The organism is Mesorhizobium sp. DCY119 (genome assembly GCF_003590645.1).
In the GTDB taxonomy this organism is placed as follows: domain Bacteria; phylum Pseudomonadota; class Alphaproteobacteria; order Rhizobiales; family Rhizobiaceae; genus Mesorhizobium_M.
On record NZ_CP031834.1, the window covers coordinates 1 to 25,032 of the forward strand.

Consider the following 25,032-nt stretch of genomic DNA (forward strand, 5'->3'; position numbering starts at 1 on the left):
GGATCTTGGTCAGCTTTTCCTTGTTCTCCGGCTTGATGAGCTCTTCGACCGTGCCCTTGGGCAGCGCGTCGAAAGCTTCGTTGGTCGGAGCAAAAACCGTGAACGGACCCTTGCCCTGCAAGGTCTCGACCAGGCCGGCAGCCTTGACGGCGGCAACGAGCGTGGTGTGATCCTTCGAGTTTACCGCGTTCTCGACGATGTTCTTGTCTTCGAACATGGCCGCACCGCCGACCTTCGGGTTTTCGGCATAGGCGACCGTGGCGAGAGCGGAGAGCGCGACTGCGCCGGCGAGAATGGTGGAGGTGAATCTACGCATTTTGTAACTCCCTGGGTTATTCCACATTCGGTGGATGCAAGGAGTTACGGGGATGAAAAGAGTAAGTTTCGGCGCTTGCGAAAAAATATTTATTTCTTTCCGGAATTCATAAAATATCTCGCACCAATTCACGCCCTATATTTCCGCATATAATTAGCGTTACCTAATTATATATTCTCTTATACTTCACGATAGAGTGATAACGGCGAGAAGAGCTTTGTTTAAATATTCTTCAGATCGCCCGCTGCGACCACCGGCCCGGTCGGCTGGCCGGTCGGCGAACCGCCCGACGGCTCGAGGCTGACGGCCAGAACCGCGCCTGTGGCGAGCTTCTTCTGAAACTCGGGCGAGATCTTCAGATGAATGGTCGATCCGACCGGGATGACGCCCATGGAGACCGGCGCATTGGTTCCCTCGATCATCCAAAGCTCGAAATCGCGGCCCGCTGCGCGTTCACCCGATACGTGCGACAGACCCACATCGCCTTGAGCGGCATCATAGACGGCGAGGTAACGCACATCGCTGCCATCCGCGGCAAGCGAGGCGACGAGGCGCCTCTCAGGCACAGGAGCCGGCGGATTGATGTAGGGCACGGCGATATAGATCGCGAGCGCGGCGATGGCGGCGGCAGCCAAGCCACGCCAGAAGGCGAGGCTCGACCACATGCCGGCTTGCCGCGCGGCCTGGGATTGCGCGGCCCCGGAGAACAGCCGCCGGTCGACGGCGGGCTTCACGGACGTCGGCGCCTCGATTTCGGGATAGGCTTCGGCGAGCGGGGACAGGTGAACCTCCCAGCGATCGACGAGACGCGCGAACTCAGGCTCGCCGTCGATGCGGCGGGCAGCTCCCTGCCTTTCATCGTTCGGCAGAACGCCAAGAACGTATTCGGCAGCGATCATGGCGTCGCCGCCACGTTCCGGTTCGTTGTTGTCCGCCAGCGTCATCGCTCGAGGCATTCCCTCAGTTTAAGCAGGCTGCGGCGCAGCCAGGTTCGCATCGTGTTCAGCGGTACGCTGTAGCGCGCCGCCAGCTCGGCATAGCTTTCGCCCTTGAGATAGGCGCCCCGGACGGCCGCCGCCCGGTCCTTTTCCAGTTCTTCGAGACAGTGGTGGATGCGCTCGTTTTCGCCGCCAGCCACCGCCGCCGCCTCTGGCCCGGGCGCCGGATCGGCCACGTCGAGCGCGGCGTCGATATCGACGGCAGGCTGGCGTCGCGCCCGGATGCGATCGATCGCGTGATTACGCGCAACCGCCACCAGCCACGATATCGGGCTCAAATCCGAGACCGCAAAGCGATCGGCCTTCGTCCATATCTTGACGAAAACCTCCTGCAACGCTTCCTCGGCTTCTGCGCGATCGTTCAAGACACGCAGGCAGACGCCGAAAAGTTTCGCGCTCGTCTGCCGATACAGCAGGTCGAACGCCGCCCGGTCCTTCATCGATGTCCGGACGATCAGCTTTGTGATGTCTTGTGGCGTCATCGAAGCCAAACTAGGGCTTTGCAGTTGATTTGCAACGGCACAGACGCTGTTTCCGCGCCGGCGCGCAGGACAGCAATTTCAGCGCTGCTTCATCAGTTGCGGCAGCTCTTTCAGGAACATCTCCCGCACCTTCGGGCCTTTCGGAGAGTCGGCGCTGTCCGCGCCCACCTGCATGCGCGCGAAGACGACTTTACGGCCGTCCTTCTCAGCCCAGCCGACGAACCAGCCCAGAGGCTTGTTCCTGTTCGCCTTGCCTGCATCATCGCCGAGCCTGCCGCTGCCGGTCTTGCCGTGGACGGTCCAGCCGTCCTGCGAGGCGAAACTCGGGATGACCGCCCGGGTCATGTCGTTAGCCTTGCCTGAGACCGGCAGTTCGCCGGCAAGAAAGCTGCGCACGAGCGCCGCCTGTTCGTCCGGCGAGATCTTCAGCGACGACTTCAGCCAGGAGTGCGTCAGGCCATTGTTCTTGCCGGCATCGCCGGAGACATCCATGTTGCCGTAGCCGAGCTTTTTGACGTAGGCGGCGAATTTCTCCTTGCCGAGCCGTCGCGTGATTTCACGCGAAAACCAGAGAACGGAATCCTTCTCCAGATCGTCGGATCGACGGTCTTCCGGTCGCGCTTCACCGCATCGAATTCGGGCTTGTAGTCCCAGGCAGGCGTGTGTTCGCCCTCAAGTATTCCCGCGTCGTAGCCGATCAGCGCCAAGGGAAACTTGAAGGTCGAGAACGGGTTGAGACGCTTGTCGCAAACACCCTCGCGATAAACGACATCCCCCGAGGCGGCATCCAGTATCACCGTGCATTCGGGGGCTTTTTTCTGCGAAGCAGCCGCGGCTGGAAAGGTGAGGCCGGCCGCAAAGGCAAGCAAAAGCGCGGGCATCCTGAGTTTGTCGATCATTGTTCGAAATCCGTTCGGCTGGGTGCAGTGCAGGCCCGCACGGAACCGCTAACTGGTTACCGATGTGTTGACGCCGCTTCGGTTTGAACATCTATTTTCGCTTGACCTCAACTGCGCTTGAGGTCCTACAAACCCATTCGACCTATCGGGAAAGTCCCGAACCAGGGAGAATGTTATCATGCAAGCAGCAGTTCAGAACGACGACCTCGGCCCCGTCGTCTTCATCAACATCTTCACCGTGAAACCGGGCAGGCTCGACGATTTCATCGCGATCCAGAAGGCCAATCTCGATGGATCGGCGGGCGTCGTCAAAGGCTGGCGCGGCAGCCGCCTGCATCGCGCCACCGACGGCCGGACGGCGATCATAATGAGCGCCTTCGACACGATCGGCGACCACAAGCGCGTGCACGAAACCAGCCGTTTCGCCGAACACGTCCAGAAGGTCAGGCCGCTGATCGAAAGTGCGGGACCGGGTTATTACCAGGTTGTCCACGAAGTCGGACAGATATAGGCGGCGTGACGCGCGGCAAGCCGCCAACATCGCCCGATCTTCCCTTTCCTCCGCGAGCGGCTGCGGGCGCGCAATTTGCAAGGACTGTCCTGTTCGTTGTAGCCATTCTGATCGCTTGATCCTGGAGGAGGCGCAGCATGGACCGATTCACCGGCGGTTGCCTGTGCGGCAACGTCCGACTTGTGGCGTCGGGTACGCCTTACCGGGTCGGCATTTGTCACTGCCTCGACTGCCGCAAGCATCATGGTGCGCTTTTTTATGCTGCCGCGATATTCCCTCAGGAGGCGGTGACGATCGATGGCGAGACACGCGACTACGCCGGGCGGTTTTTCTGTCCTCGTTGCGGCTCATCCGTTTTTGCACGCAGCGGGGACGAAATCGAAGTGCACCTGGGCGCCCTGGATGCCCCCGACCAATTGATGCCAACCTACGAAAGCTGGACCGCGCGTCGCGAGTCCTGGCTGCCGCCATTTCCGCACATGAGACGATATGAGCGTGATCGTGAGGCGAAGGGTCGCTTTGAGGAGTAGGCGGCACGAAGGGTCCCGGTTTCAAGCTCTTTCACATACCACTTCTCAGTCAAACCAACCCCTGGAGACGTCCATAATCGCAGGAGAACTACTTATTCGCTTGCTCTCCTATTGTAGTTTTCAATGACATGTAGTGCGTAACCGTTCATCTTGAAATTGGCGCAGCCACAAAAGCATAAGAATAATTTCTCGAAGATCGCTCGTGAACGTATCAACTCGACGTAGGTCAGATTATGATCCGATATCAGTCTCCCGTGAACGATAGCGTTTCGTGCTCCAATCATACGCGCTAAGTTAACGAACAATTGGTTTGTATTGGAGTGAAGCTTATATCTCTTCGCCATTCTCAGAATCCGTTCTTCCAGTTCGAGACTCGGCGGATGGCTTAGTTGTTTTTTGAGTCGCGCCGCGACAGCGGCTCCTATCGGGAGAGTAGAAACGGTATCCTTGAGGACCTTAGCTAGAGGCTTCCACTCTTTAGTCGGGATCAGCTCGCGGGAAATCAGCATTGTTTTCTCGAAAACACTGACCAACCGTTCTATCGCCTCTACACAGCTGGTTAATCCCGCCTCCCACATCAGCGGGTCAAACGAATTTATATAGCCGTGTGCAGCAGCGTGGAGTAGTTCCTTTTGTTTTGAGTGGGTCGATAACGACACTGCTCCCCTCTTGAGATAAGTCTCGAGTCGTTGACCATAGTAGATGTTGTCGGCGGGATGTCCTGTTAGCCTCTCCCTCGGCCGAACCGCAACAGAGTGCCAAGTATTAGATACCTCATTCGGTGAAATTCGATCCTCTCGTAAGGTAGCGATGTGTTGTCGAAGTTCAACTGTAAGCAAGATTCGCAGCAAATGCCAAAGTTCATCTGATGAAGCGTAGAAAGTCTCTGGGCTTATGTTCGAGTCCGTTGGTTCAATCTGAATGCCAGGAATTTCCAAAGTTTCTTTTTCGATTGATAAACGTGGATCGTCGCGATCAAGTGACCACGAAATTACTCTGAACTTGAGTGGAAGGAACCCCAAAGAGGTCCAGTCACCAGTTTTATAAGCTCGATCTTTTTTTCCGAGGCTGCGGGGGTATACGCGCCAATGCCGAGGTCTTTGCAAAAACCAATAGGTCGCACGCAAAGCACCGCCAAGACCATCACCACGATAGCATTCAGTTGTCTTGAGAAGACGTATCTCAGCAACGGTCTGTATGGTCTCTTCATCGATATTTAGTCCGGCAGCCGCGCCGCTTGAGTAGAGATGTCCTGACCCTGTAGTCGTCGAGTCATAAGTATTGTCTGATCCATACGGCCAACTCGGGTTACTCGTGGCTTCCCATGTTAGGTCTCCTCCAACATCCAGTCTCATTGTCTCGAGTTCGGCTTCCCGATTGCCGAGAACGTATATGAGGTTAGGATGTAGATAATGCTGTTCTTGATGAAAAATCACAGAAGCAGAAATGGCACCATCATTTCCGAATATTCGTACTTTGGATGGAGTGTCATTGTCTCGTCTCGGCATGAGCAAAACCAGTAGTTCCCAAAAGCGTCAGTCAGTTGCGTCAAGGCACTAGCCTACAATCATCTCCACCGGCAAGAACAGCCTACAGTTCCTCTTGGTTACTCCAGGAGCGTCGAGCGGAGAAGATGTCTGCGTCGAAGCCTGCTCGACATGGCGTGCCCCGCATCACTCGGGCAGTCCCGCCTTGCGAAACCCATCCACGAAATGCTCGAGCGTCTTCGCGTCGCGGAAGGGCTCCGTCGCGGCCCAGTGGCGGGTCGTGAAATCCGGGTTGCTGACGAGGAACAGTTCGGCCTCTGCGCGCGCCTCGTCGAACCGGCCGAGTTGGGCAAGGCTTGCCGCCAGGAAGCGGCGTGAGCTTGTGTGGTAGGTCTCGTCCCGGCGTAGGGTCTCTACAGCGGCTTCGTATTCTCGGTGTGCATATTGCGCCTGGCCGAGCGTCAGATAGTACCAGCTTGCCGGAAACGGGTTCAGCCGGAACGCCTTGGCGATATGCTCGAGGCCGTGCTCGATCCGCCCGGCCAGCACCGCGATGTCGGACAATGCCGCCCAGGCGTCGGCCTCGTTCGGGTCGAGTGCGATCGCACGCTCGAACTCCGCGTCCGCCTCGGCGAAGCTGCGCTCATAGGCAAGCAGGTAAGCCAGGACCCAGCGGCAGCCGGCATCGTCGGGATCGATCGCAACAGCCTTGCGCGCCAGTTCCAGGGCAACGCTGCGGTCGGCTTCCGTTGGTCCGCCGGAATGCACCCATCCCATCCAGTGGTTCATGGCGAGCCAGCGATAGGCTTCGGCATATTCCGGATCGAGCGAGACCGCGCGCGTCAGCATCAGATGCGCTTCCCGCGCACTCTGCGGCGTGTCATCCATCAGCCTGCGCGCCCGCACGCAGAGATCGTAAGCCTCCAGATTTTCTGGCCGCTTGCGCGGTGGGAGTGCGCGCAGGCGGCCAAGCAACGCCTCCACGATCTTGGCCGTCACCTCGTCCTGAACGGCAAAGATATCTTCCAGGCTGCGATCGAAACGTTCCGCCCAGAGATGCTCGCCACTCACCGCGTCTACCAGTTGCGCGTTGATGCGCACGCGCCCGGCGGCGCGTCTGGCACTTCCTTCCAGCACGTAGCGCACGCCAAGCTCCTCGGCGATCGCGCGCACGGCAAGCGCCTTTCCCTTGTAGGCAAAGGCCGAGTTGCGCGCGATGACGAACAGGCCGGAGATCCTGGACAGGTCAGTGATCAGGTCTTCGGTCAAGCCATCCGCGAAGACGCCCTGCTCGGGATCGTTGCTGAGATTAAGGAAAGGCAGCACGGCTATCGATGGTTTGTCGGGCAGCGGCGAAGGTTTTCGCTTCGCGTCCATGAGCTGCTCGACGGCACCCGAGAAGCGGTAGCCGACACGCGGAACCGTGACGATCCATTCCCCGCCTTCAGCGGTAGGGCCAAGCAGCTTTCGCAGCTGCGCGATCTGGACGGTGAGGTTACCTTCCTCGACGGCCGTAGCCGGCCACGCCGCATCCATCAACTCGGCCTTGCCGAGGATTTCACCCGGCCGCCCTACGAGTGCGGCAAGCAGCTTCAGCGCACGGTAGCCAACGGCAACGGGAACATCGTCCCGAAGGAGCGTTCCCGCACCCGGATCAAGCACGAATGGACCAAAGGCAAAGCGCGATCCCTGCATGCGGCGCATCTTTAGCCCGTTTGGACATTTTTGCGAACTGCTGGAGAGCCTGCGCTTTTCCTATCCTGCTCGACCCATTTCAATTCGAGCGATGGGGCCAAAAGCGCCGCCCCGCTAGTCAAGCACGACCACCGCCTCCACCTCGAATAGCATAGGGTCGATTGCGAGCTTCGGCACGGGGATCAATGTCTGGGCCGGCAGCGCCTCGCCGAACATTTCCTTGACGTTCTCGGTCAGCACCCCAAGCTTCGACATATCGTGATCGACCACGAAGACCGTGAGCTTGGCAACCTGATCCGGCCTGGCACCGAGCGCGTCGAGGGCGGTGCGCAAATTTGCGTAGGCCTGCTTAACCTGGACCGCGAAGTCTGGAGACAAGGCTCCTGTGCCGTCTTGGCCGCCCTGTCCGGAGATGTAGGCCACCCGGGCTGCGCTGGGCACGATTACCGCCGTGCTGTAGCCATTCGGCGAAGGGTCATAGAGGTTTGGTGGATTGACGATGGTCAGCTTGAGATCATTCTCAGCCGCAGTCGCCGCAGCGGGAATTCCCATGGTCATGATGATTAGCCCTCCGACAAGCAGACGCTTGATTGCGCGTGACATGTTTTTCTCTTGGCTCTGCGGACTGCGAGCAACGTCCCCTCGCGGCCGGCATGATTGAACTTTTAGCCCATCGCCCATAGGACTCGTGCGATGTACGAGTCATCCTATGGTACGTCGTACGAGTCAAGCGTTCAAGATCGACATTCCTGACGTTGCCTGCCAAAATCGACGTTCTGAGCAGCGGGGAAGACGAATGGCAGCCAAACGCAGCGGCGCCCAGGGCAAACGATCTCAACGGAAAAGCGAGCGGCCGCTGCCCGTGCAGGAGCAGCGCGGTGAACCGCCGCTTTCGCGCGAACGTATCGTGGCCACCGCGGTAGACCTGCTGGATGCTCAAGGGCTCGACGGAATGACGATGCGTCGGCTGGCCGATCGCCTCGGCTCGGGCGTGATGAGCCTGTATTGGCATGTCGACAACAAAGAAGATGTCTTCGATCTGGCACTCGACTCGGTGCTCGAATATCGCGGACAGCCGCAAACGGCCGAGCCTCAAGACTGGCGCCAGGAAGTCGTTCATATGCTCGATGACTGGCGCGCCAGCATGCTGCGCCATCCCTGGTCGGTATCGCTGTTGCCGCGCCGGGCGCTTGGCCCGAACATCCTCAGTCTCCTGGAACTGCTGGGCAAGACCTTGTCCAAAGCCGGTGTAGCGGACGCAGATATGAACGCCGCGATATGGTCGCTCTGGAATTATGTGATGGGCGCTACCATAACCCGAGCGAGCTTCGACGTCTCGGACGACGACAGGGCGGCCGCGCAGCAGCGCCTTACACGTCGCAGCGAACTCTACCCGACGATCGAACGCTCGCGCCTGCTGTTGGATAACGATTGGGACGGTGCTTTCCGGAAAGGCCTCGGCTTCCTGCTCGATGGCCTCTCTCCAAAGCCGGGGCTCAAACCTGCCGGGCGATAGCGCCGATCGCGTTGACGAGAAGGCGCGCGGCGGTCAGGGCCGACAGGCCATCAATGTCGGCGGGCGGATAGAGCTCGACTAGATCGAATCCTGCGATCCTGGCGCGCCTGCCGAGGCCCGCGATCAGGTCGATAACCTGTGTGTAGGTGAGGCCGCCGGGCGTACGCGCCGCCACGCCCGGCATGATGCCGGGATCGAGGCCGTCGCAGTCGAGGGTGACGATGACACGGGCTCCTTGCGGAATATGCCGCAGAGCGGTGTCGATGCCCTCGGCATGAACCTCGCGGGCGGTGACGAAGCGGCTGCCGTAGCGCTGCGCCGCTTCAATCTCGGCGAGGCGCGCGCTGCCGACGCTGCGCAGGCCGACCTGCACCATGCCGGCGACATGCGCCATCTCGCTCGCCCGCCGCATCGGGTTCGAATAGCCGTAGCGCTCGCCCTTCACCTCATCGCGCCAGTCGATATGGGCGTCGATCTGCAGGATCCAGACCGGACCGTGCTCGGCGAAGCCGGCGAGGAAGGGAATGACCACGGAATCATCGCCGCCGATGAGGATCGGCACCGCCGGCAAGGCCAGGACCTCGCGCGTCTTGGCCTCGATCCGGGCCCGGTTGCCGGCATTGTCATGCATGGTGGTCGCGATGTCGCCGGTGTCGATGCAGCAGGCCGGCTTGCCGTCGAACAGCGGACCGCCGAGATCGAAATCCCAGTGCTCGACCAGCGCGGCATCCGCCTGGCTCGCAGCGCGGATGGCGTTGGCGGCCAACTCATAGCCGTTGCTGTCCTCGCCGGGATAGGTGCTGCCGTGAGCGGCTCCGAAGATGACCGCACGGGGCATGAGGCCATCAGCGAGGCGATCAGGAAGGCCGAGAAAGGAAGGTGAGCTGGTCATTTCTTGATGATCTTGATGATTGAGGGGCGGGATGGAGGCCCTTTGCGGCAGGGGCGAAATCCTGCGCCAAGCCTATGAAGTCGCAAGATTAGCCCGTTTGGAAGTTTTTGGAACTATTTGTGCGCGCTTAATTACGGCGCTGTTCGCATCCTGCAGAATTCAGCCTCTTTCAGGTCAAGGGCTCCGGCCCTCAACCATAGGAGGTTGCCATGAACGATACATTTGCGTCCGCCCCACGAAGCATCATCGCGACCTGGAGCGAGCGGATACGCTTTCGCTGGAACCTTGAGAAAATGGCGAAGGCCAATCCCCATTTGATCGAGGATATCGGCCTGACGAAACGACAGGCCGAGGCTGAGATCGCCAAGCGCTTCTGGCAAGCATAGGCGAATGCCGCAATGAAAGCCGGTCGCAGTTTCTACTTGCCGCTGTGGTTCGCCGGCAAGGTCTGCGAGACCGGCTCGTCGTTCAGCCGCCGCGAACCGCCAGCGCGATCGCCTCGCGCAGTTCCTCCATGCCGTCGCCCTTCTCCGAAGAGGTGGCGATGACGGTGGGAAAGGCAGCCGCACGCTTGCGAATCTTTTCCAGCGTCTCGGTGATCAGGCGCGGCACGCCGGCCGCCTTGATCTTGTCGGTCTTGGTCAAAACGATCTGGTAGGAGACGGCGGCCTTGTCGAGAAGGGTCAACACGTCCTCGTCATTCTTCTTGATGCCATGGCGCGCATCGATCAGGACATAGACGCGCTTCAGCGTGACCCGCCCCTTGAGATAGTCGAAGACTAGCTTGGTCCATTCGTCGACCTGATCCTTCGGCGCCTTGGCGTAGCCGTAGCCCGGCATGTCGACCAGCGCCATCGGCGGAAGATCGTCGCCCACCCCCGAAAAGCCGTCCGGCACGAAATAGTTGAGCTCCTGCGTACGCCCGGGCGTGTTGGACGTGCGCGCAAGGCCCTTCTGCCCGACCAGCCCGTTGATCAGCGAAGACTTGCCGACATTGGAGCGCCCGGCAAAGGCGATCTCGGGCGGACCTTCCGGCGGCAGGAACTTCATCGACGGGACGCCGCGGATGAAAATCCATGTGTTGGTGAAGAGGCTGCTCGCCACCGGCAGGCTCGACTTTGTGTATTCGCTCAATTCGCTTGCTCCAGCCGGGAAATGTCGGCGCCGCGTATGGCATCAAGGTTACGCGTCACCTTGTCAACCGGCCAATCCCACCAGGCCACCCTCAGCAGGCGATCGACGGTCCTTCTGTCGAAGCGCGTCTTGACGACTTTGGCCGGATTGCCGGCAACGATGGAGTAAGGCGGCACGTCATGAGTAACGACTGCACGCGCGGCAACGATCGAGCCATCTCCGATGGTGACGCCCGGCATGATCAGCGCCTCCATGGCGATCCAGACGTCATTGCCGATCACAGTATCGCCGCGCACCTCCTTGGACCATGTGGCGGGGTCAAACCCCTCCTCCCAGCCGTGGCCGAAGATGTTGAACGGATAGGTCGAAAAGCCGGACATGGCATGGTTGGCGCCGTTCATGATGAATTTCGCGCCTTCAGCGATTGCGCAGTACTTCCCGATGGTCAGCTTGTCGCCGATGAAGGGGTAATGATGCAGCACGCATTTCTCGACGAAGCGGTCGGGACCTTCGGGATCGTCGTAATAGGTGAAATCGCCGATTTCGATGTTTTCAGCGTCGACAAGCGCCTTGAGGAAGCCGACGCGCGGGTGAAGCGGCATCGGGTGTTTGATGGATGGATTGGGACCAGTCATGGCAAGTTCCGTCGAGATGGGTTCGCAAGGGGTGAAATGATGCGATCCGCTCCGGCGCATTTGACGCCTGACGAAAACGGATCTCGCTTAACCGACCATCGAAACAACTCCTGTTGGTGACCTGTTTAGCCGGGAGACCCCGGTGCGTCCACAATGAATTGCCGATCGCTGCAGGAACGGCATTTATGCGACCGCTGTTGCTTCTGGAGAATTTCGGCTACTTTCAGCGGCAAGTGCGCGGAAAATTCCATGCTCGCAATATCTTCAATAGCAGTTGCGCTCATCGTCGCCGGTCTTGTCATCGTGATTCTGACCGACATACGAACGGACGGCGCAGTGACCTGGATCGGTACGCTCCGGGAATGGCAAACCATGCTCGGAACGCTGATAGGCTTTGCGACGGCAGCGGGCATTCTGGCGCTAAGCACTGCTTTCCAGCAGGAAACGACGGCTCAGCGAAACGCCGAGGCAACCGTCCATGCCGGCCACGCACTCGCCGTTGAGGCCAGAAGCATGAACGACGTGCTTCAGAGGGTACGACAAACCGCGGCAACCTTTCACGCCGTCAGCGGCGATGCGGCGGCGGTCGGTTCAGCCGGCTGCTCCGGCGTCATCGAAGAACTGGACAACGCCTTCGTGCGGTCCACCCCGATCTACGATTCGATAGCACCCAAGCTGGCGGATTTCGGCGATCCCAACCTTGCTCTTTTCGTGAATTTCTACGCGACCCATTCCGGCATCCTCCGCGATGCCGACTACTACGTCAGCAAGGGATGCCCGCCTACCAGACCCGAGGTCGCCACGCAGTTCATGAAAAGGCTGGATGACGCCAACGACTATTATCAGCGGATCGCCAAGATCTACGGCATTAATTGAGCGGTTCAAGGAACGGCAATCCCTTGATGCTACGAAACAAAAAAGCCCCGGCATGCCGGGGCTTTTTCGATCGGGGGTCCCGCTATTCAGCGGGCGACGGTTTCTTCTTGAACAAGGCCACGAGGTTGTCCCAGAGCTCGATCTTGGCGCCCTGGCGCTTCATGATGATGCCCTGCTGCAGGATCGACAGCGAGTTGTTCCACGCCCAGTAGATGACGAGGCCCGCCGGGAACGATGCCAGCATGAAGGTGAAGATCACCGGCATCCAGGTGAAGATCATCGCCTGCGTCGGGTCCGGCGGCGTCGGGTTCATGCGCATCTGCAGGAACATGGTGACGCCCATGATGAGCGGCCATACGCCGATATGGAGGTACTGCGGCACCATGAACGGCAGCAAGCCGAACAGGTTGAACAGCGAGGTCGGATCGGGCGCGGCCAGATCCTGAATCCAGCCGAAGAACGGCGCATGGCGCATTTCGATAGTGATGTAGAGCACCTTGTAGAGCGCGAAGAAGACCGGGATCTGGATCAGCACCGGCCAGCAGCCGGCCAGCGGATTGATCTTCTCCGTCTTGTACAGCTCCATCATCGCCTGCTGCTGCTTCATCTTGTCATCCGCGTATTTCTCGCGGATTTCCAGCATCTTGGGCTGCACCATCTTCATGTTCGCCATGGACTTGTAGGACTTGTTGGCGAGCGGGAAGAAGATGGCCTTGACGATAACGGTGGTGGCGAGGATCGACAGGCCGAAATTGCCGAGCAGCTTGTAGAGCGTGTCGATCAGCCAGAACATCGGCTTGGTGATGAAATAGAACCAGCCCCAGTCAATCAGGAGATTGAACTGGCGGATGTTGCGGTCCTTCTCATAGCCATTGATCTTGGCCACTTCCTTGGCGCCGGCGAAGACCATGGTCTCAACGGTTGCCGACTGACCGGCATCGACGGTCAGCGGGTCGGTCATGTAGTCGGACTGATAGCGCGGGCGGCCTTCGCTGAAATAGCTGAAGCGCGGCTGAAACGCCTGCTTCTCGGAAGGCACCATGGCCACGGCCCAATATTTATCGGTGATGCCGAGCCAGCCATCATTCGACTTGCCGGGAACGACCTGCTTGTCCTTCTCGATCGCCGAATATTTGATCTCGTGCAGGCCGTCTTCGCCGGTCACGCCGATCAGGCCTTCATGCAGCACGTAGACGCTTGCCGTGGTCGGCTTGTCGAAGCGAATGACGCGGCCGTAGTTGGAGAGCGTCACTGGTGCCTGACCAGCGTTGGAGACCGTGTCGGAGACCGTGAACATATAGTCGGAATCGACGCTGATCGTGCGCTTGAACGTCAGGCCCTTGTCGTTGGTGTAGGTCAGCGTGACGGGCGATGTCGGGGTCAGCGTAGCGCCGGCGTCGGCGGTCCAGACCGTATCGGGACCGGGCACAGCCCCCGTTGCCTCGTTGCCGACGAAGCCGATCTCGGCGTAGTAGCCGTTCGGCAATGCGGCCGGATTGAGCAGATCGATCTCGGGCGAGCTGTTGTCGACCGTCAGGTGATAATCCTTCAGGAGAAGATCGTCGATGCGCGCGCCGGTCAGATTGATCGAGCCGGCAAGGCTCGGCGTGTCGATCTTGACGCGCTGCGAGGAACCAACGGTCTGGTCGCGGCTCACCGAGGTGGCGCCGTCGACGCCCGGAATAGCGGGAACCGCGCCCGGCGTAGCAGGAACATCAGCGCCCGTAGCGCCCTGACCGGCCGGCTGCTGGGCCTTCTTTTCGGCTTCGACGCGCTGGGCTTCGATCTGTGCGGTCTGACGCTCGCGCTCGATGCGCGGGTTCATGTAGAACACCTGCCACAGGGTCAGGATCAGCACCGAAAGCGCGATCGTGATGAAGAAATTCCGGTTGTTTTCCATCGAAAACCCTTAACGCGTTCCGCGAATTCGTCGTTTGAGCTCGGCAGCAAGCTCATCGAAAGGAGCCGTCAGGATATCTTCCCGCCCGACGATCACATAGTCCTTGCCAGGCTGCATGTCACCTGCGGCATGGACGCGAACCGCCTCCTTGAGGCGGCGGCGGATGCGATTGCGAACAACCGCATTTCCGACCTTCTTGGTGACCGTGAAGCCGACTCGCGGTGCTTCCGTCACGCCGCGATCCAGGACTTCCATGAGGAAAAGCCGCCCGCGGCGCTTTTCACCACGCCGGACGGCAAGAAATTCAGCTCGCTTGCGAAGCCGCAGCGGAGGCAGAAATTCTGACTTGCCGTTATCCGGCAACGGTCTCTTCTCTTCTTCTTATGCGGACAGCCGCTTGCGGCCGCGGTTGCGGCGAGCTGCGACGACGCCGCGACCACCCTTGGTGGCCATGCGCGCACGGAAACCGTGCCGACGCTTACGGACGAGTTTAGATGGCTGATAGGTACGCTTCATTTGTTTTAATACCGCGGTGTGCGGCCCTTCTTGTATCTGTCACTCATGTAACAGGAGCTGTGCCGGGCTTATCTTGGCGCAATGCAAATTGCGCCGGACGAAGGGCCCGAGCGTGTGCGGGCTTATAGAAAGAAGGTTTCGCTGAGTCAATCGCCGGATTTGCGGCTGCCACCGCACCGTAAAATGCGTCACGGCGGGGTGAGCATTTCGTGAAACGCGATCAACAGACGGTGAGTTTATACGAGAACTGCTTGCTTCGGCGGCTTTTGTCTATCAACTGAACCCAGGCGGACCGGCCTCTTGCCGCGGTAACCCGCGCAGGACGATGATGGAAGCGAGACGGTGAACCAAAAGGCTGCCGGAGCCAATATTAGCGGAAACTGCGATGGCGGCATGCCCGAACCGGGGCGCTGGCATTTTGTTCCGCTCGCAATCATAGCTGCAGGCCTCGTGCTTGGCTACGCACTGGGCTGGCACCAATATCTGTCGCTGGACTATCTTGGCCAAAGCCGGCAAGCCTTGAAGGCCTTCGTGGCGGCCAATCCTGTCATCGCGCCGCTCGGCTTCGTGGTCCTCTATACACTTGCCGTCGCCTTCTCCTTTCCGGCCGCTTCCGTCCTGACGATCTTCGGCGGCTTCCTGTTCGGCTGGCTGTTTGGCGGCGTGCTCGCCATTGTCGGCGCGACGGTTGGCGCCACGATCATCTTCATGGCAGCGCGCACCTTCTGCTCCGGCTATGTGAGAGAGCGCGTCGGCAGCGTGGCAACCAAACTCTCGCGCGGCTTCGAAAAGAATGCCTTTGCCTATCTCCTCGTGCTGCGGATAGCACCGTTCGTGCCGTTCTTCATCGTCAACATCGCCCCGGCGCTGTTCAAGGTACGCCTGCGCACCTACATCGTCGCAACCTTCATAGGCATCATGCCGGGCGCATTCGCCTATGCCTGGCTCGGGCAGGGCTGCGACAGCGTGCTCATCGCGGCCAGGAACGCCGGCCAGCAGGCAACCATACGCGACCTGGTCACACCGCAGATCACCATCGCCTTCGTGGCCCTTGCGCTTGTCGCGGCACTTGCCGCCGTCGTAAAGAAGGTATGGATATCACGCATGCTGTGACTCGCGGCAGCCGGAATTCGATCCGCATCCGCCTTCCTGCCCTGCTTTCACAAGGGACCTCATGACGCAAACGCTTACCCCGGACATCTGTGTGATCGGCGCCGGGTCAGGCGGTCTGTCGGTCGCGGCGGCAGCCGCTGCGTTCGGCGTCCATGTCGTTCTGATCGAAAAGGGCAAGATGGGAGGCGACTGCCTCAACTATGGCTGCGTGCCCTCCAAGGCACTGATCGCGGCTGCAAAACAGGCGCATGCCATGCGAGGCGGCGCCGGGTTCGGCATCGCTCCGGTTGAGCCGGAAATCGACTTCGAGGCGGTGCATCGACATATCCACGAGGTGATCGCATCGATCGCTCCCAATGATTCCGTCGGACGGTTCGCCGCACTCGGCGTCCATGTGATCCAAGCGGAAGCCCGCTTTAAGGATGCCCGGACGGTCATTGCCGGTGATGTCGAAATCCGCGCCCGGCGCTTCGTCGTAGCCACAGGCTCTTCGCCGCTGATCCCACCGATACCGGGGCTCGATTCAACAGATTACCTCACCAACGAGACGGTATTCGACCTCACGCAGCGCCCCGGCCATCTCATCATCGTCGGCGGCGGCCCGATCGGCATGGAATTGGCGCAGGCTTACCATAGGCTTGGTTCGGACGTGACGGTCATCGAGGCGGAGCGCGCGCTCGGCAAGGAAGACCCCGAGATTTCGGCTATCGCGCTCGCGCGTATCCGCGCCGAAGGCGTCGATATCCGCGAAGGTGCGAAGGTCACGCGCGTCGAAAGCCTTGGTGAAGCCGGTGTGCGCCTGTTCCTGGAGACTGCTGCCGGTGCGAAAAAGATCGATGGCTCGCATCTTCTGCTGGCGGCGGGACGCTCGGCCAATGTCGCCGGGCTCGACCTCGACAAGGCAGGCATCCTCCGCGACCAGAAGGGCATCAAGGTCGACGACACGCTGCGCAGCAGCAACCGCCGCCTCTATGCCGTCGGCGATGTCGCGGGCTCGCTGCAATTCACCCATGTCGCCAACTACCATGCCGGGCTGGTGATACGGGCCATGCTGTTCCGGCTCTCGGCGCGTGAGAACCTCGACATCATTCCGCGCGTCACCTTCACCGACCCGGAAATCGCCCATGTCGGCCTTTCCGAAGCCGAAGCCGCCAAAAAGCAAAAGACCATTCGCGTGCTGCGCTGGCCCTATGCCGAAAACGATCGCGCCCAGGCGGAGCGAAAGACGCATGGCCATATCAAGCTGGTGACCGATGGGAGAGGCAAAATCCTTGGCGTCTCGATCGTCGGTTCTGGTGCCGGCGAAATGATAAATTTCTGGTCGCTGGCGCTGTCGAAGAAGCTGGGCGTTCGCGACATCGCCGGCTTTGTCGCGCCTTATCCCACCATGGGCGAAATTGGCAAACGCGCCGCAATCACCTACTTTACTCCCGCCACGCGCAAGAAGCTGGTTCGGCGCCTGATCGCCTTTCTACGGTATTTCGGCTAGATAGGCGGCGAATCGAGAGTTTGAGACAGGTCGGATGGCAGACAAAACCGTTGGCGATGCCGATGAAAGCCCCGGCATGAAAACGGGACGCTCCGTGCCCCTTTCGCGCGGCCTGTCGACCAAGCTGCTCGTGCTGACCATCATTTTCGTGCTGATCGCGGAAGTGCTGATCTTCCTGCCGTCGATCGCCAATTTCCGCCTGCGCTGGCTGGAAGAACGGCTCGGCACCGCCGCCGCCGTTTCCATCGTGCTCGTTCAGACCGACCCCTCCGACCTGTCGCGCGAGGTGCAGCAGGACGTGTTGAGATCGATCGGCGCCAAGGCGATCGCTGTGCGCGACGGCGGCGTGTCGCGCCTTCTCGTCGTCGCGAAAATGCCGCCGCAGGTGGATGAGCATATCGACCTTGCCAATACCGGCCCGATGGAAGCGATGAACAGCGCGCTGAGCACGCTGTTTACAGGCGGCGACCGCATGCTGCGCGTGTTCGGTCCCGTCGGCGACAGCGAGAAGGAATTCGAGCTGATCATTCCGGACTACAAGCTGCGCAAGGCGATGCTGGTCTATTCGCGCAACGTCGCCTTCCTGTCGCTGCTGATCTCGCTGTTTACCGCAACGCTTGTCTTCTATGCGATCGACCGGATCATGATCCGCCCGATCCGCGCCATGACGCAATCCATGCTGGCCTTTTCGCAGGCGCCTGACGATCCAAGCCGCATCATCGAACCGGAAGACCGCGGCGACGAGATCGGCGTTGCCGAGCGCAAGCTTTCGGACATGCAGCAGCGCCTGCAAAAGACGCTCAACGAGCAGCGGCATCTCGCCGACCTTGGCCTTGCGGTCTCGAAGATCAACCACGACATGCGCAACATACTGGCCTCGGCGCAGCTGATGTCGGACCGGCTCGGGATGGTCCGGGACCCCACCGTTCAATCCCTCGTTCCCAAGCTGGTGCGCGCACTGGACCGCGCCGTTTCCTATTCGGAAGGCGTGCTGACCTATGGCCGCACGCAGGAAGCGCCGCCGTCGCGCCGGCGCCTGCGGCTGCGGCAGACCGTCGAGGATGTACAGGGCCTGCTCGGCATCGATCCCGAGGGCGAGATCGAGTTCATCAATGACGTCGAGCCGAATTTCGAAGTGGATGCCGATTCGGAACAGCTGGTGCGCGTGCTCACCAATCTGTGCCGCAACTCCATCCAGGCGATGGCCGCCGATACCGAGGGCGCCATCGTCCGGCGGCTCTCCATCTCTGCCGACCGCACCGGCAGCGTCAGCCGCATCCTGGTGACCGATACCGGCCCCGGCCTGCCGCAAAAGGCGCGCGAGAACCTTTTCGCCGCCTTCCGCGGCTCGGCGCGCAGCGGCGGCACCGGCCTTGGGCTGGCGATCGCCCACGAACTGGTGCGGGCCCATGGCGGCGCGCTCGACCTCGTCGAAAGCGTCGGCGGCCGCACGGTGTTCTCCGTCACCATACCCGACCAGCCCGTCCGCCTCGACGAAGCGCGCCATCACCTGCGCCGGCCGGCCTGAGACTAGGCGGCACGGACCGGCCACTGGTGCCGGCGCAACGTCGATACGACAGCATGTCGGATGCGCGCAGGCTGTGGACCGATTTCAACGACGAAAAAAGTTTGCCGGCACCCGCTTGCTTTTCATTCCTTCAATCGCTAGGTAGCACTTCTCATCGCGGTGGGGACAAAATCCCTGCCAGCGGCGATCGTGTGAAACACGGTCGATTGCGCGCCCGTAGCTCAGCTGGATAGAGCACCAGACTACGAATCTGGGGGTCAGAGGTTCGAATCCTTTCGGGCGCGCCAATTTTCTCAAACTTGACCGTTTGCCGCGCCGCTAAAATCAGAATTAGCACGCCGAATTTCTATATTTAGCTGCTGGCCCGCCTGAGGCCAACTGCGTAAAGCGCGCCGCCTCCCCTGGCTCCAACCTACTGCTCTGCATTCTCGCTTGACTCATTCATATCTCGGCGGTTATTGGTTTCAATCAATAGCCCATGAGTTATGAATTGCGATGACGCAGCTCCACGATGTCCTTTTCAGAACGCTTGCCGACCCGACGCGGCGGGCCATCTTCGAGCGGCTGTGTCGCGACGGAGCCCAGACGGTCGTCGCGCTGACGGCTCAGGCCGGGGTCTCGCAACCTGCCGTATCGAAGCATCTCGGGGTTCTGAAGCGGGCCGGGCTGGTGCATGACCGCCACGAAGGCCGCCAGACGCATTACAGCGCGCAGCTCGGCGCCCTGGCCCCGTTGATCGACTGGACAAACCAGATGGGCGGGTTTTGGCAAAGCCGGTTCGACGAACTCGAAGACCTGCTCAAAAGGATGGATCAATGAGTAATACAGCGACCGAAACCCTCTCCGTCATTGTCGAACGGGAGGTGCCTTTTGCACCGGAAAAGATCTGGCGCGCGCTCACCCAGCCGCACCTCATCGAGGAGTGGCTGATGAAGAACGATTTCAAGCCGGTCCTGGATCACCGTTTCAATCTCAGCGCAGACTGGGGCAGCGTGGATTGCCGGGTACAGACAGTCGAGCCGAACAGGAAGCTGTCCTACACCTGGGAGACCAAGGATCTCGAAAGTGTCGTCACATGGTCTCTCATCCCGACGAGCACGGGGACACGCCTGCGCATGGAGCAGACTGGCTTCCGGCCGGATCAGCAGCCTTACTACCGGGGCGCCACGGTCGGCTGGCAAAGGTTCTTTGCGGCCCTGGAGCAGGTCCTGGCACGGCCGGATTGAAGCGCACGTCCAAGCTTCGTTCATGTGAAAAGGAGGATCTCATGAAGTGGAATTTTTGGATTAGGCAGTTCCATCGCTGGACGTCGATCATCTTTACAGTGATCGTCGCCGCCATCTTCATCACATTGGGCGTGGGGAAGGAGCCCGTCCAGTGGGTGTATTTCCTGCCGTTGTTCCCGCTTGCCTTGCTCGTGTTCACCGGGCTGTATTTGTTCGCGCTGCCCTATGCCGCCAGGTGGCGCAACGGGCAAGGCACCACCAGTGAGGCGTGAACATAATGGCCGATGAAAAGCCCGGCACAGCGCGGAAACCGCCCGCCAAGCCGCGAAAACCAGCACCAAAGCCGGAGCCCGGCAAGGTCGTGCTTCTCTCGGGCGGCAACCCGCAGATCGCCAAGGGATATGGCGACGCCCCGGTGCAGGCCTATATCGCGGCCATGCCGGGCTGGAAAAGCGACCTCGGCCGCCGCCTCGACGCGCTCGTCGAACGCACCGTCCCCGGTGTGAGCAAGGCCGTCAAATGGAACTCGCCATTTTACGGCGTCGAGAGCGGAAGCTGGTTTCTGAGCTTTCACTGCATGACCAAGTACATCAAGGTTGCCTTCTTCAAGGGCGCGTCCCTGCATCCTCTCCCGCCCGGCACCTCCAAGCAGAAGGACGTGCGCTATCTCGACATCCACGAGGACGATCCGTTCGATGAGGCCCAGTTTGCCGACTGGGTGAAACAGGCCAGCCAATTGCCGGGCGAACGAATGTGAGCAGGAGGTGGCAAGGCGCGAGCGCAGCGTGAGCCAGTGACGTTCCGCCCAAGTCGACCGCTGTCCAAAAAAATTGAGGACCCGTGTCGGATTGACGAAACCCCGTTCGTCCTTGGAGCATAGACCGGCAAATCAGCTACAAGGATAAGCGACATGCCCAGCACTGTACGTTTGCATCGCGTTCTGGCAACCAGCCCGGAAAAAGTCTATCGCGCATTCCTCGAGGGAGATGCGCTCGCGAAATGGCTTCCGCCCAACGGCTTCACCTGCACGGTTCATCATCTGGAAGCAAAAGTCGGCGGCACCTTCAGGATGTCGTTCCGCAACTTCACAACGGGCGATAGCCACGCGTTCGGTGGCGAATATCTCGAACTCGTTGCGGGCGAACGCGTGCGTTATACGGACAAATTCGACGATCCCAACCTGCCGGGCGAGATGGAGGTGACGGTGACGTTGAAGAAAGTATCGGTCGGAACCGAGCTGGACATCACGCAGGCGGGCATCCCGGACCTCATTCCAGCCGAAGCTTGTTATCTCGGTTGGCAGGAGTCATTGCGAAACCTGGCACGGCTCGTCGAGCCGGAAATCAAACAATAGAACGCTGTCTCCAAGGTCGAAAGTCTCGCTGAAATCGACCAACTCCACTCCTGATCCGTGCAGTCAGGAGTGGCCAAAACAGCGAGCAGGCCGCACCCTGCCCTGCGACCGTATTAGGCGATGAAGTCGATGCACTCCTGCGGCCGTAGCGTCTGCGGCCAGGCCGAGACGCTGGACGCAGCTATCGGATCGGCGACGAGAGGAGAACACCATGACCCTTCCAATGCTCCCCACCATTACCGCCTTTGAACGGTCGCCCGACCGTGGCAAGGGCCTTGCGCGTGACATGCGCGTTCGCTGGGCGCTTGAAGAAGTGGGCCAGCCCTATGACGTGCGCCTTGTTTCGTTCGCCGGGATGAACGAGCCGGCACATCGCGCGCTCCATCCTTTCGGGCAGATTCCGACCTATGAAGAAGGCGGGCTTGCTCTGTTCGAGTCCGGGGCGATCGTGTTCCATATCGCGGAGCGCCACGCGGGCCTGCTGCCAGACGATGCGAATGCCCGGGCGCGCGCGATCACATGGATGTTTGCCGCGCTCAGCACGGTGGAACCGCCGATCGTTGACCTGCAGATCGCCAAGCTCGTAGAGCACGACAAGCCGTGGTCCGAGCAGCGCCTGCCTCTCGTCAAGAATCGCATCCGGGAGCGGCTGGGCGAACTTTCCGACCGCCTTGGCGATGCCGAATGGCTCGATGGTGCGTTCAGCGCCGGCGACCTGATGATGGTGCATGTGCTGCTCAGGCTGCGGGGATCGGGCATACTCGACGAATACCCGACCCTCTCCGCCTATGTCGCCCGCGGCGAGGCACGGCCCGCCTACAAGCGCGCTTTCGATGCTCAATTGGCGGTTTTCACCGCCGGATCGAACGGCTGACAAGCCTTCTTCGGCTCACCCGCTCATGGTGCCTGCACGGGAGAAAGCTGCCCGGCGGTTGACCAGAAAGAGGACGAGGTCCGTCTCCCGGGTCGCCGTCACCTCGGGCGCGAACTCATCGGCGCCGATGGTCAACGCTACATGCGTTTCGGCTTGCTTGTCTCCGACCGAGACCTCGCCACGGAACACATACAGCCAGCGATCGAACCCCGGCATCGTCGGCAGGTCGATGCTTTCCCCCGCCGACAAATGGGTGTCGTAGAGGTAGACGGCCTGGCGCACGAAGCTCGGTGCCGCCGAGCCCATAGGTCCCGCCAGCAGCCGCCAGCGATCTGTGCTCTCGGTTTCGTCGAGGCCGACGAACTGGACCCCTGGCTCCATATTGGCTGCTTCGGGCCGCACAAAGATCTGCAGCATTTCGATCGGATCATCCCCGATCACCGCTTCTTCATGCGAAAAGCCGGCACCGGCGTTCATCACCATCAAGCGATTGGGCGAGATGACCTCGCTGCGACCGGCGGAATCCGTGTGCTGCATGCGGCCTGAGCGCAGATAGCTGATGATCTCGTCGTTACGATGCTCGTGCATCCTGACGACCAGGCCGGGCTGCAACCGCGCATGGTCAATGAGGCCGAGCCCGCCGAAACCACCATCGTCTGGCCGGCCCAACGCAGCACCGGGGTGGATGCGGCGGAGTTTGAAGGGGCCGTGGTCCCTTACCAGATGGGTGTCGGGCGAGACGAATTTCACCGCCTCTTTGGTCGCTGTTTCTATAGTCATCTTCTTTACTCCGTAACTGCGTGCGAGCCCGCTCTTGAAACGGTCTTGCGGATCAGATCGGCGACGAATTCGGGCCTCTCTTCAGGCACCCAATGGCCGCAATTTTCAACGATCCCGGCATCGACTTTCTCGGCGACCAGCTTGGCAGCATTGCCCGAGTAGTCAGCCATCACCATTGCCCCGCCATAGGATGCGACGGGAACGGTAAGCTTTTGCGCGCTGAGTTCCTTGAGCTGCTCACCGATCTCGGGGATCGCGTGATACTGCATCAGGCTCGCGCGCAATGCGCCGACCCCGCTATAGGCGCGGATGTAGTCCGCGGCCTCGTTGGGCGTGATCGCATTGGGATTGAAGGCGAAGTCCCGGTAGAAATGGTTCAGATAGGCCGGGATATCACTCCCGATCATCTTGGTGGCCATATCCACATCCTGATGAAATTTCAGATGCCAGAACAACGTCGCCAAATCGGGTACCTCATCGCTGACGATGCCCCAAAGGGGCGCTTCGATCAGGGTGAGGGACTTGCAGCGATCGCGGTACTTTGCGGCGAAGGCGTAAGCCACCGGCCCGCCGAGATCATGGCCGACGAGATGGACGCGCCCGACACCGAAATGCTGAATGAGCGCCAGGATATCGTCGGCCTGGGTCAAAGCATCATAGCCTGTCATAGGCTTGAAACTGTCCCCACAACCGCGAAGATCAGGCGCAATAAGCCGGTAGTCGCCGTCGAGCAGGGCGCTGACGCGGTCCCACTCCCGGCTTGTCTGCGGCCAGCCATGCAGAAGCACGATCGTTTCATCGCCATGGCCGGACGACAAGGCATGCAAGAAGCCGCCCTCGACGGGAACGCGGTGACTGGTGCGGCTCATCACAAAGTCCTCCGCAACACGGCGTTTCGGCGGTCACAACATACATCGGTCATGGAATCTGATCCTTTTCGGTGGTTGCATTTGGCGCGCCGGGCGCGCCTTGGCGCAGGTCAGTCAATCGGCGGGCCGACGAATTCGACGCTGTATTTCGCAGCGATCTCGTTCACCCGGTCCATATCGTTCTGTGGCGACAGCCCCTCTTTTGCGACTTCGCGGAAGAAGCCTTCGCCGTGCCCCGGCGACAGCATGATGAGCACGCGGGACAGGCCGGGGCCGATGCCCTTGAAGGCGTGGCGCGCGCCGGGCGGGATCAACGCGGTTGTCCCCACCTCGGCCACGGCTTCCGTGCCGTCACAGTGGAACTTCACCGACCCGGACAGCACCGTGAACATCTCGTACTCGGTATGGTGTATGTGCAAAGGGGGCCCCGCCCCTTCCTCGATTTCCTCTTCGAACACGCAGAAGGCACCGCCCGTATCTTCGGGCGTGATCCGGAAATGGCGCTTGAAACCAAAGACGCTGTTGGGCTCGCCCGAAGCGATGGCATTGACGATCGGAAAATGTTTCTGGGTCATGTTCTTTCCAATTCCTTGATCGATGGTGGGTCGATGGGCGCATGATCTTCAACGCCCCGGTGACGATCCACCGTTCGGCGTCTCCTGCATCATACGCCGCGTCAATCACGCCGCGCGGTTACGCGTGGACAGGGGGCAAGACCTCGGTGAAGAGCAACTGGATGAGCTGCTGGCCCTTGGGCGAACCCCAGTTCTGGGCGAGTTCGGCGATCATGGTGTTGGTTGCGGTCAAAATGACGCCGGCGTCCTGCATGCGGCGGCGCGACATGTCCTCGGAAAGCTCGTACGGCGATCCCGAAGCGTCCATGACGGCCTGCACATTATAGCCTTCGCCGACCGCGTCGATCGCCGGGAACACCAGGCAGACGTCGGTGGTCACACCGGCCATGATCAGGTTCTTGCGGCCCGTCGCCTCGACAGCCGCCTTGAAGTTGGCGTCGGTCCAGGCATTGACGATGCCTTCGCGCTTGACGCGCTTGTCGAAGGCGTCGGGCAGGATCTCCTTCAGCTCCGGCAGCAGCGGACCCTGCAAACGGTCCTCCTGGCTGGAGGTGAGCACGGTCGGGATGCCGAGGATGCTGGCGGCCTTGGCCAGGGCGAGCGACATGCGCTTGGCCTGCTCGACGTCGATGTTCTTGATGAGCTGCATGGTGCCGACCTGATGGTCGATCAGCAGAAGTGCCGAGTTCTCTGCGGTGAATAGCGTGGTCATGTCTGATCTCCTCTGCCCGCGACGAGCTTGATTGCTCGTTGTGGAAGATACGGATGGAACGAGGTGTTGAGGAGACTTGATATTTGTCGTCATCACGTTCCATAAATGAAACATGAAGGCGGGTC

Annotated in this window: 30 protein-coding genes, 1 tRNA gene and 1 pseudogene; 15 read left to right on the forward strand and 17 right to left on the reverse strand. The window is 60.5% G+C overall.

Going from position 1 to position 25,032, the window contains the following annotated elements:
- From DZG07_RS00005 to blaOXA, 4 genes and pseudogenes are all read right to left on the reverse strand, one after another.
- A partial coding sequence (locus tag DZG07_RS00005; protein ID WP_133304705.1) for a fasciclin domain-containing protein occupies positions 1 to 316 on the reverse strand: 316 nt, incomplete at its 3' end.
- Between the two features lie 221 nt (positions 317 to 537).
- On the reverse strand, positions 538 to 1,260 hold the full coding sequence (locus tag DZG07_RS00010; protein WP_119813437.1) for an anti-sigma factor: 723 nt from the start codon (positions 1,258 to 1,260) through the stop codon (positions 538 to 540).
- Positions 1,257 to 1,796, reverse strand: a complete 540-nt coding sequence (locus DZG07_RS00015) for a sigma-70 family RNA polymerase sigma factor (protein ID WP_091916334.1) — start codon at positions 1,794 to 1,796, stop codon at positions 1,257 to 1,259. Before DZG07_RS00015 ends, DZG07_RS00010 begins: the two co-directional genes overlap by 4 nt.
- A 78-nt stretch (positions 1,797 to 1,874) precedes the next feature.
- Positions 1,875 to 2,677, reverse strand: a pseudogene (blaOXA, locus tag DZG07_RS00020) (class D beta-lactamase).
- Positions 2,678 to 2,873: 196 nt separating this feature from the next.
- On the opposite strand from blaOXA, the gene DZG07_RS00025 reads away from it, so the two are divergent.
- On the forward strand, positions 2,874 to 3,206 hold the full coding sequence (locus DZG07_RS00025) for an antibiotic biosynthesis monooxygenase (RefSeq protein WP_119813438.1): 333 nt from the start codon (positions 2,874 to 2,876) through the stop codon (positions 3,204 to 3,206).
- 137 nt (positions 3,207 to 3,343) lie between these two features.
- Positions 3,344 to 3,736 carry a GFA family protein gene (locus DZG07_RS00030; RefSeq protein WP_119813439.1) on the forward strand — a complete coding sequence of 131 codons (393 nt, stop codon included), beginning with the start codon at positions 3,344 to 3,346 and terminating at the stop codon, positions 3,734 to 3,736.
- A 92-nt stretch (positions 3,737 to 3,828) separates the two neighbouring features.
- Here the strand turns inward: DZG07_RS00030 and DZG07_RS23670 are convergent, their stop codons facing one another.
- From DZG07_RS23670 to DZG07_RS00045, 3 genes are all read right to left on the reverse strand, one after another.
- Complete coding sequence (locus tag DZG07_RS23670; RefSeq protein WP_133304706.1) at positions 3,829 to 5,244, reverse strand: hypothetical protein; 1,416 nt, start codon at positions 5,242 to 5,244, stop codon at positions 3,829 to 3,831.
- A 165-nt stretch (positions 5,245 to 5,409) separates the two neighbouring features.
- A complete protein-coding gene (locus DZG07_RS00040) occupies positions 5,410 to 6,927 on the reverse strand; it encodes a winged helix-turn-helix domain-containing protein (RefSeq protein WP_197716828.1) in 1,518 nt (505 codons plus the stop codon).
- A 105-nt stretch (positions 6,928 to 7,032) separates the two neighbouring features.
- Entirely contained in the window at positions 7,033 to 7,521 is a 489-nt protein-coding gene (locus DZG07_RS00045; RefSeq protein WP_119813441.1) for a RidA family protein, read from the reverse strand.
- Between the two features lie 193 nt (positions 7,522 to 7,714).
- Here DZG07_RS00045 and DZG07_RS00050 point away from each other — a divergent pair, with 193 nt between their 5' ends.
- Complete coding sequence (locus DZG07_RS00050; protein ID WP_119813442.1) at positions 7,715 to 8,434, forward strand: TetR/AcrR family transcriptional regulator C-terminal domain-containing protein; 720 nt, start codon at positions 7,715 to 7,717, stop codon at positions 8,432 to 8,434.
- Here the strand turns inward: DZG07_RS00050 and DZG07_RS00055 are convergent.
- Positions 8,415 to 9,326, reverse strand: a complete 912-nt coding sequence (locus DZG07_RS00055) for an agmatinase (RefSeq protein ID WP_119813443.1) — start codon at positions 9,324 to 9,326, stop codon at positions 8,415 to 8,417. The two genes, DZG07_RS00050 and DZG07_RS00055, sit on opposite strands and share 20 nt — an antisense overlap.
- A 209-nt stretch (positions 9,327 to 9,535) precedes the next feature.
- On the opposite strand from DZG07_RS00055, the gene DZG07_RS00060 reads away from it, so the two are divergent.
- A complete protein-coding gene (locus DZG07_RS00060) occupies positions 9,536 to 9,712 on the forward strand; it encodes a DUF1127 domain-containing protein (RefSeq protein WP_119813444.1) in 177 nt (58 codons plus the stop codon).
- 82 nt (positions 9,713 to 9,794) lie between these two features.
- Here DZG07_RS00060 and yihA read toward each other — a convergent pair whose 3' ends face one another.
- Positions 9,795 to 10,460 carry a ribosome biogenesis GTP-binding protein YihA/YsxC gene (gene yihA / locus DZG07_RS00065; RefSeq protein ID WP_162931519.1) on the reverse strand — a complete coding sequence of 222 codons (666 nt, stop codon included), beginning with the start codon at positions 10,458 to 10,460 and terminating at the stop codon, positions 9,795 to 9,797.
- Entirely contained in the window at positions 10,457 to 11,095 is a 639-nt protein-coding gene (locus DZG07_RS00070; protein WP_119821245.1) for a CatB-related O-acetyltransferase, read from the reverse strand. Before DZG07_RS00070 ends, yihA begins: the two co-directional genes overlap by 4 nt.
- Before the next feature lie 249 nt (positions 11,096 to 11,344).
- Here DZG07_RS00070 and DZG07_RS00075 point away from each other — a divergent pair, with 249 nt between their 5' ends.
- Positions 11,345 to 11,971: a hypothetical protein gene (locus DZG07_RS00075; protein WP_091916325.1), complete on the forward strand. Its 627-nt coding sequence runs from the start codon at positions 11,345 to 11,347 to the stop codon at positions 11,969 to 11,971.
- Between the two features lie 82 nt (positions 11,972 to 12,053).
- Here the strand turns inward: DZG07_RS00075 and yidC are convergent, their stop codons facing one another.
- Genes yidC through rpmH form a run of 3 tightly spaced genes read right to left on the reverse strand, consistent with a single transcriptional unit; the run spans position 12,054 to position 14,387 of the window.
- On the reverse strand, positions 12,054 to 13,871 hold the full coding sequence (yidC, locus tag DZG07_RS00080) for a membrane protein insertase YidC (RefSeq protein ID WP_091916324.1): 1,818 nt from the start codon (positions 13,869 to 13,871) through the stop codon (positions 12,054 to 12,056).
- Between the two features lie 9 nt (positions 13,872 to 13,880).
- Positions 13,881 to 14,234, reverse strand: a complete 354-nt coding sequence (gene rnpA / locus DZG07_RS00085; RefSeq protein WP_091916323.1) for a ribonuclease P protein component — start codon at positions 14,232 to 14,234, stop codon at positions 13,881 to 13,883.
- An 18-nt stretch (positions 14,235 to 14,252) separates the two neighbouring features.
- Complete coding sequence (gene rpmH / locus DZG07_RS00090; RefSeq protein ID WP_008833937.1) at positions 14,253 to 14,387, reverse strand: 50S ribosomal protein L34; 135 nt, start codon at positions 14,385 to 14,387, stop codon at positions 14,253 to 14,255.
- A gap of 342 nt (positions 14,388 to 14,729) precedes the next feature.
- On the opposite strand from rpmH, the gene DZG07_RS00095 reads away from it, so the two are divergent.
- From DZG07_RS00095 to DZG07_RS00140, 10 genes are all read left to right on the forward strand, one after another.
- Positions 14,730 to 15,500 carry a TVP38/TMEM64 family protein gene (locus DZG07_RS00095; protein WP_245429555.1) on the forward strand — a complete coding sequence of 257 codons (771 nt, stop codon included), beginning with the start codon at positions 14,730 to 14,732 and terminating at the stop codon, positions 15,498 to 15,500.
- 61 nt (positions 15,501 to 15,561) lie between these two features.
- Positions 15,562 to 16,989, forward strand: a complete 1,428-nt coding sequence (locus DZG07_RS00100) for an FAD-dependent oxidoreductase (RefSeq protein WP_119813446.1) — start codon at positions 15,562 to 15,564, stop codon at positions 16,987 to 16,989.
- Positions 16,990 to 17,023: 34 nt separating this feature from the next.
- Entirely contained in the window at positions 17,024 to 18,517 is a 1,494-nt protein-coding gene (locus tag DZG07_RS00105; RefSeq protein WP_119813447.1) for a HAMP domain-containing sensor histidine kinase, read from the forward strand.
- Between the two features lie 210 nt (positions 18,518 to 18,727).
- Positions 18,728 to 18,804: transfer RNA gene (locus DZG07_RS00110), tRNA-Arg, on the forward strand.
- A 208-nt stretch (positions 18,805 to 19,012) separates the two neighbouring features.
- Positions 19,013 to 19,336, forward strand: coding sequence for a metalloregulator ArsR/SmtB family transcription factor (locus DZG07_RS00115; RefSeq protein WP_119813448.1), 324 nt, complete (start codon positions 19,013 to 19,015; stop codon positions 19,334 to 19,336).
- Entirely contained in the window at positions 19,333 to 19,743 is a 411-nt protein-coding gene (locus DZG07_RS00120; protein WP_091916310.1) for an SRPBCC domain-containing protein, read from the forward strand. Before DZG07_RS00115 ends, DZG07_RS00120 begins: the two co-directional genes overlap by 4 nt.
- Positions 19,744 to 19,784: 41 nt before the next feature.
- Positions 19,785 to 20,015, forward strand: a complete 231-nt coding sequence (locus tag DZG07_RS00125; protein ID WP_119813449.1) for a hypothetical protein — start codon at positions 19,785 to 19,787, stop codon at positions 20,013 to 20,015.
- A gap of 5 nt (positions 20,016 to 20,020) precedes the next feature.
- On the forward strand, positions 20,021 to 20,500 hold the full coding sequence (locus DZG07_RS00130; RefSeq protein ID WP_119813450.1) for a DUF1801 domain-containing protein: 480 nt from the start codon (positions 20,021 to 20,023) through the stop codon (positions 20,498 to 20,500).
- A gap of 153 nt (positions 20,501 to 20,653) precedes the next feature.
- Entirely contained in the window at positions 20,654 to 21,097 is a 444-nt protein-coding gene (locus tag DZG07_RS00135; protein ID WP_091916307.1) for an SRPBCC family protein, read from the forward strand.
- Between the two features lie 223 nt (positions 21,098 to 21,320).
- Positions 21,321 to 21,971: a glutathione S-transferase family protein gene (locus DZG07_RS00140; RefSeq protein ID WP_119813451.1), complete on the forward strand. Its 651-nt coding sequence runs from the start codon at positions 21,321 to 21,323 to the stop codon at positions 21,969 to 21,971.
- Positions 21,972 to 21,986: 15 nt separating this feature from the next.
- Here DZG07_RS00140 and DZG07_RS00145 read toward each other — a convergent pair whose 3' ends face one another.
- From DZG07_RS00145 to DZG07_RS00160, 4 genes are all read right to left on the reverse strand, one after another.
- Complete coding sequence (locus tag DZG07_RS00145) at positions 21,987 to 22,751, reverse strand: pirin family protein (protein ID WP_119813452.1); 765 nt, start codon at positions 22,749 to 22,751, stop codon at positions 21,987 to 21,989.
- Positions 22,752 to 22,756: 5 nt separating this feature from the next.
- On the reverse strand, positions 22,757 to 23,620 hold the full coding sequence (locus DZG07_RS00150; RefSeq protein ID WP_119813453.1) for an alpha/beta hydrolase: 864 nt from the start codon (positions 23,618 to 23,620) through the stop codon (positions 22,757 to 22,759).
- 110 nt (positions 23,621 to 23,730) lie between these two features.
- Positions 23,731 to 24,195: a cupin domain-containing protein gene (locus tag DZG07_RS00155; protein WP_119813454.1), complete on the reverse strand. Its 465-nt coding sequence runs from the start codon at positions 24,193 to 24,195 to the stop codon at positions 23,731 to 23,733.
- Between the two features lie 118 nt (positions 24,196 to 24,313).
- Entirely contained in the window at positions 24,314 to 24,907 is a 594-nt protein-coding gene (locus DZG07_RS00160) for an isochorismatase family protein (protein WP_119813455.1), read from the reverse strand.
- Positions 24,908 to 25,032: the final 125 nt, after the last annotated feature.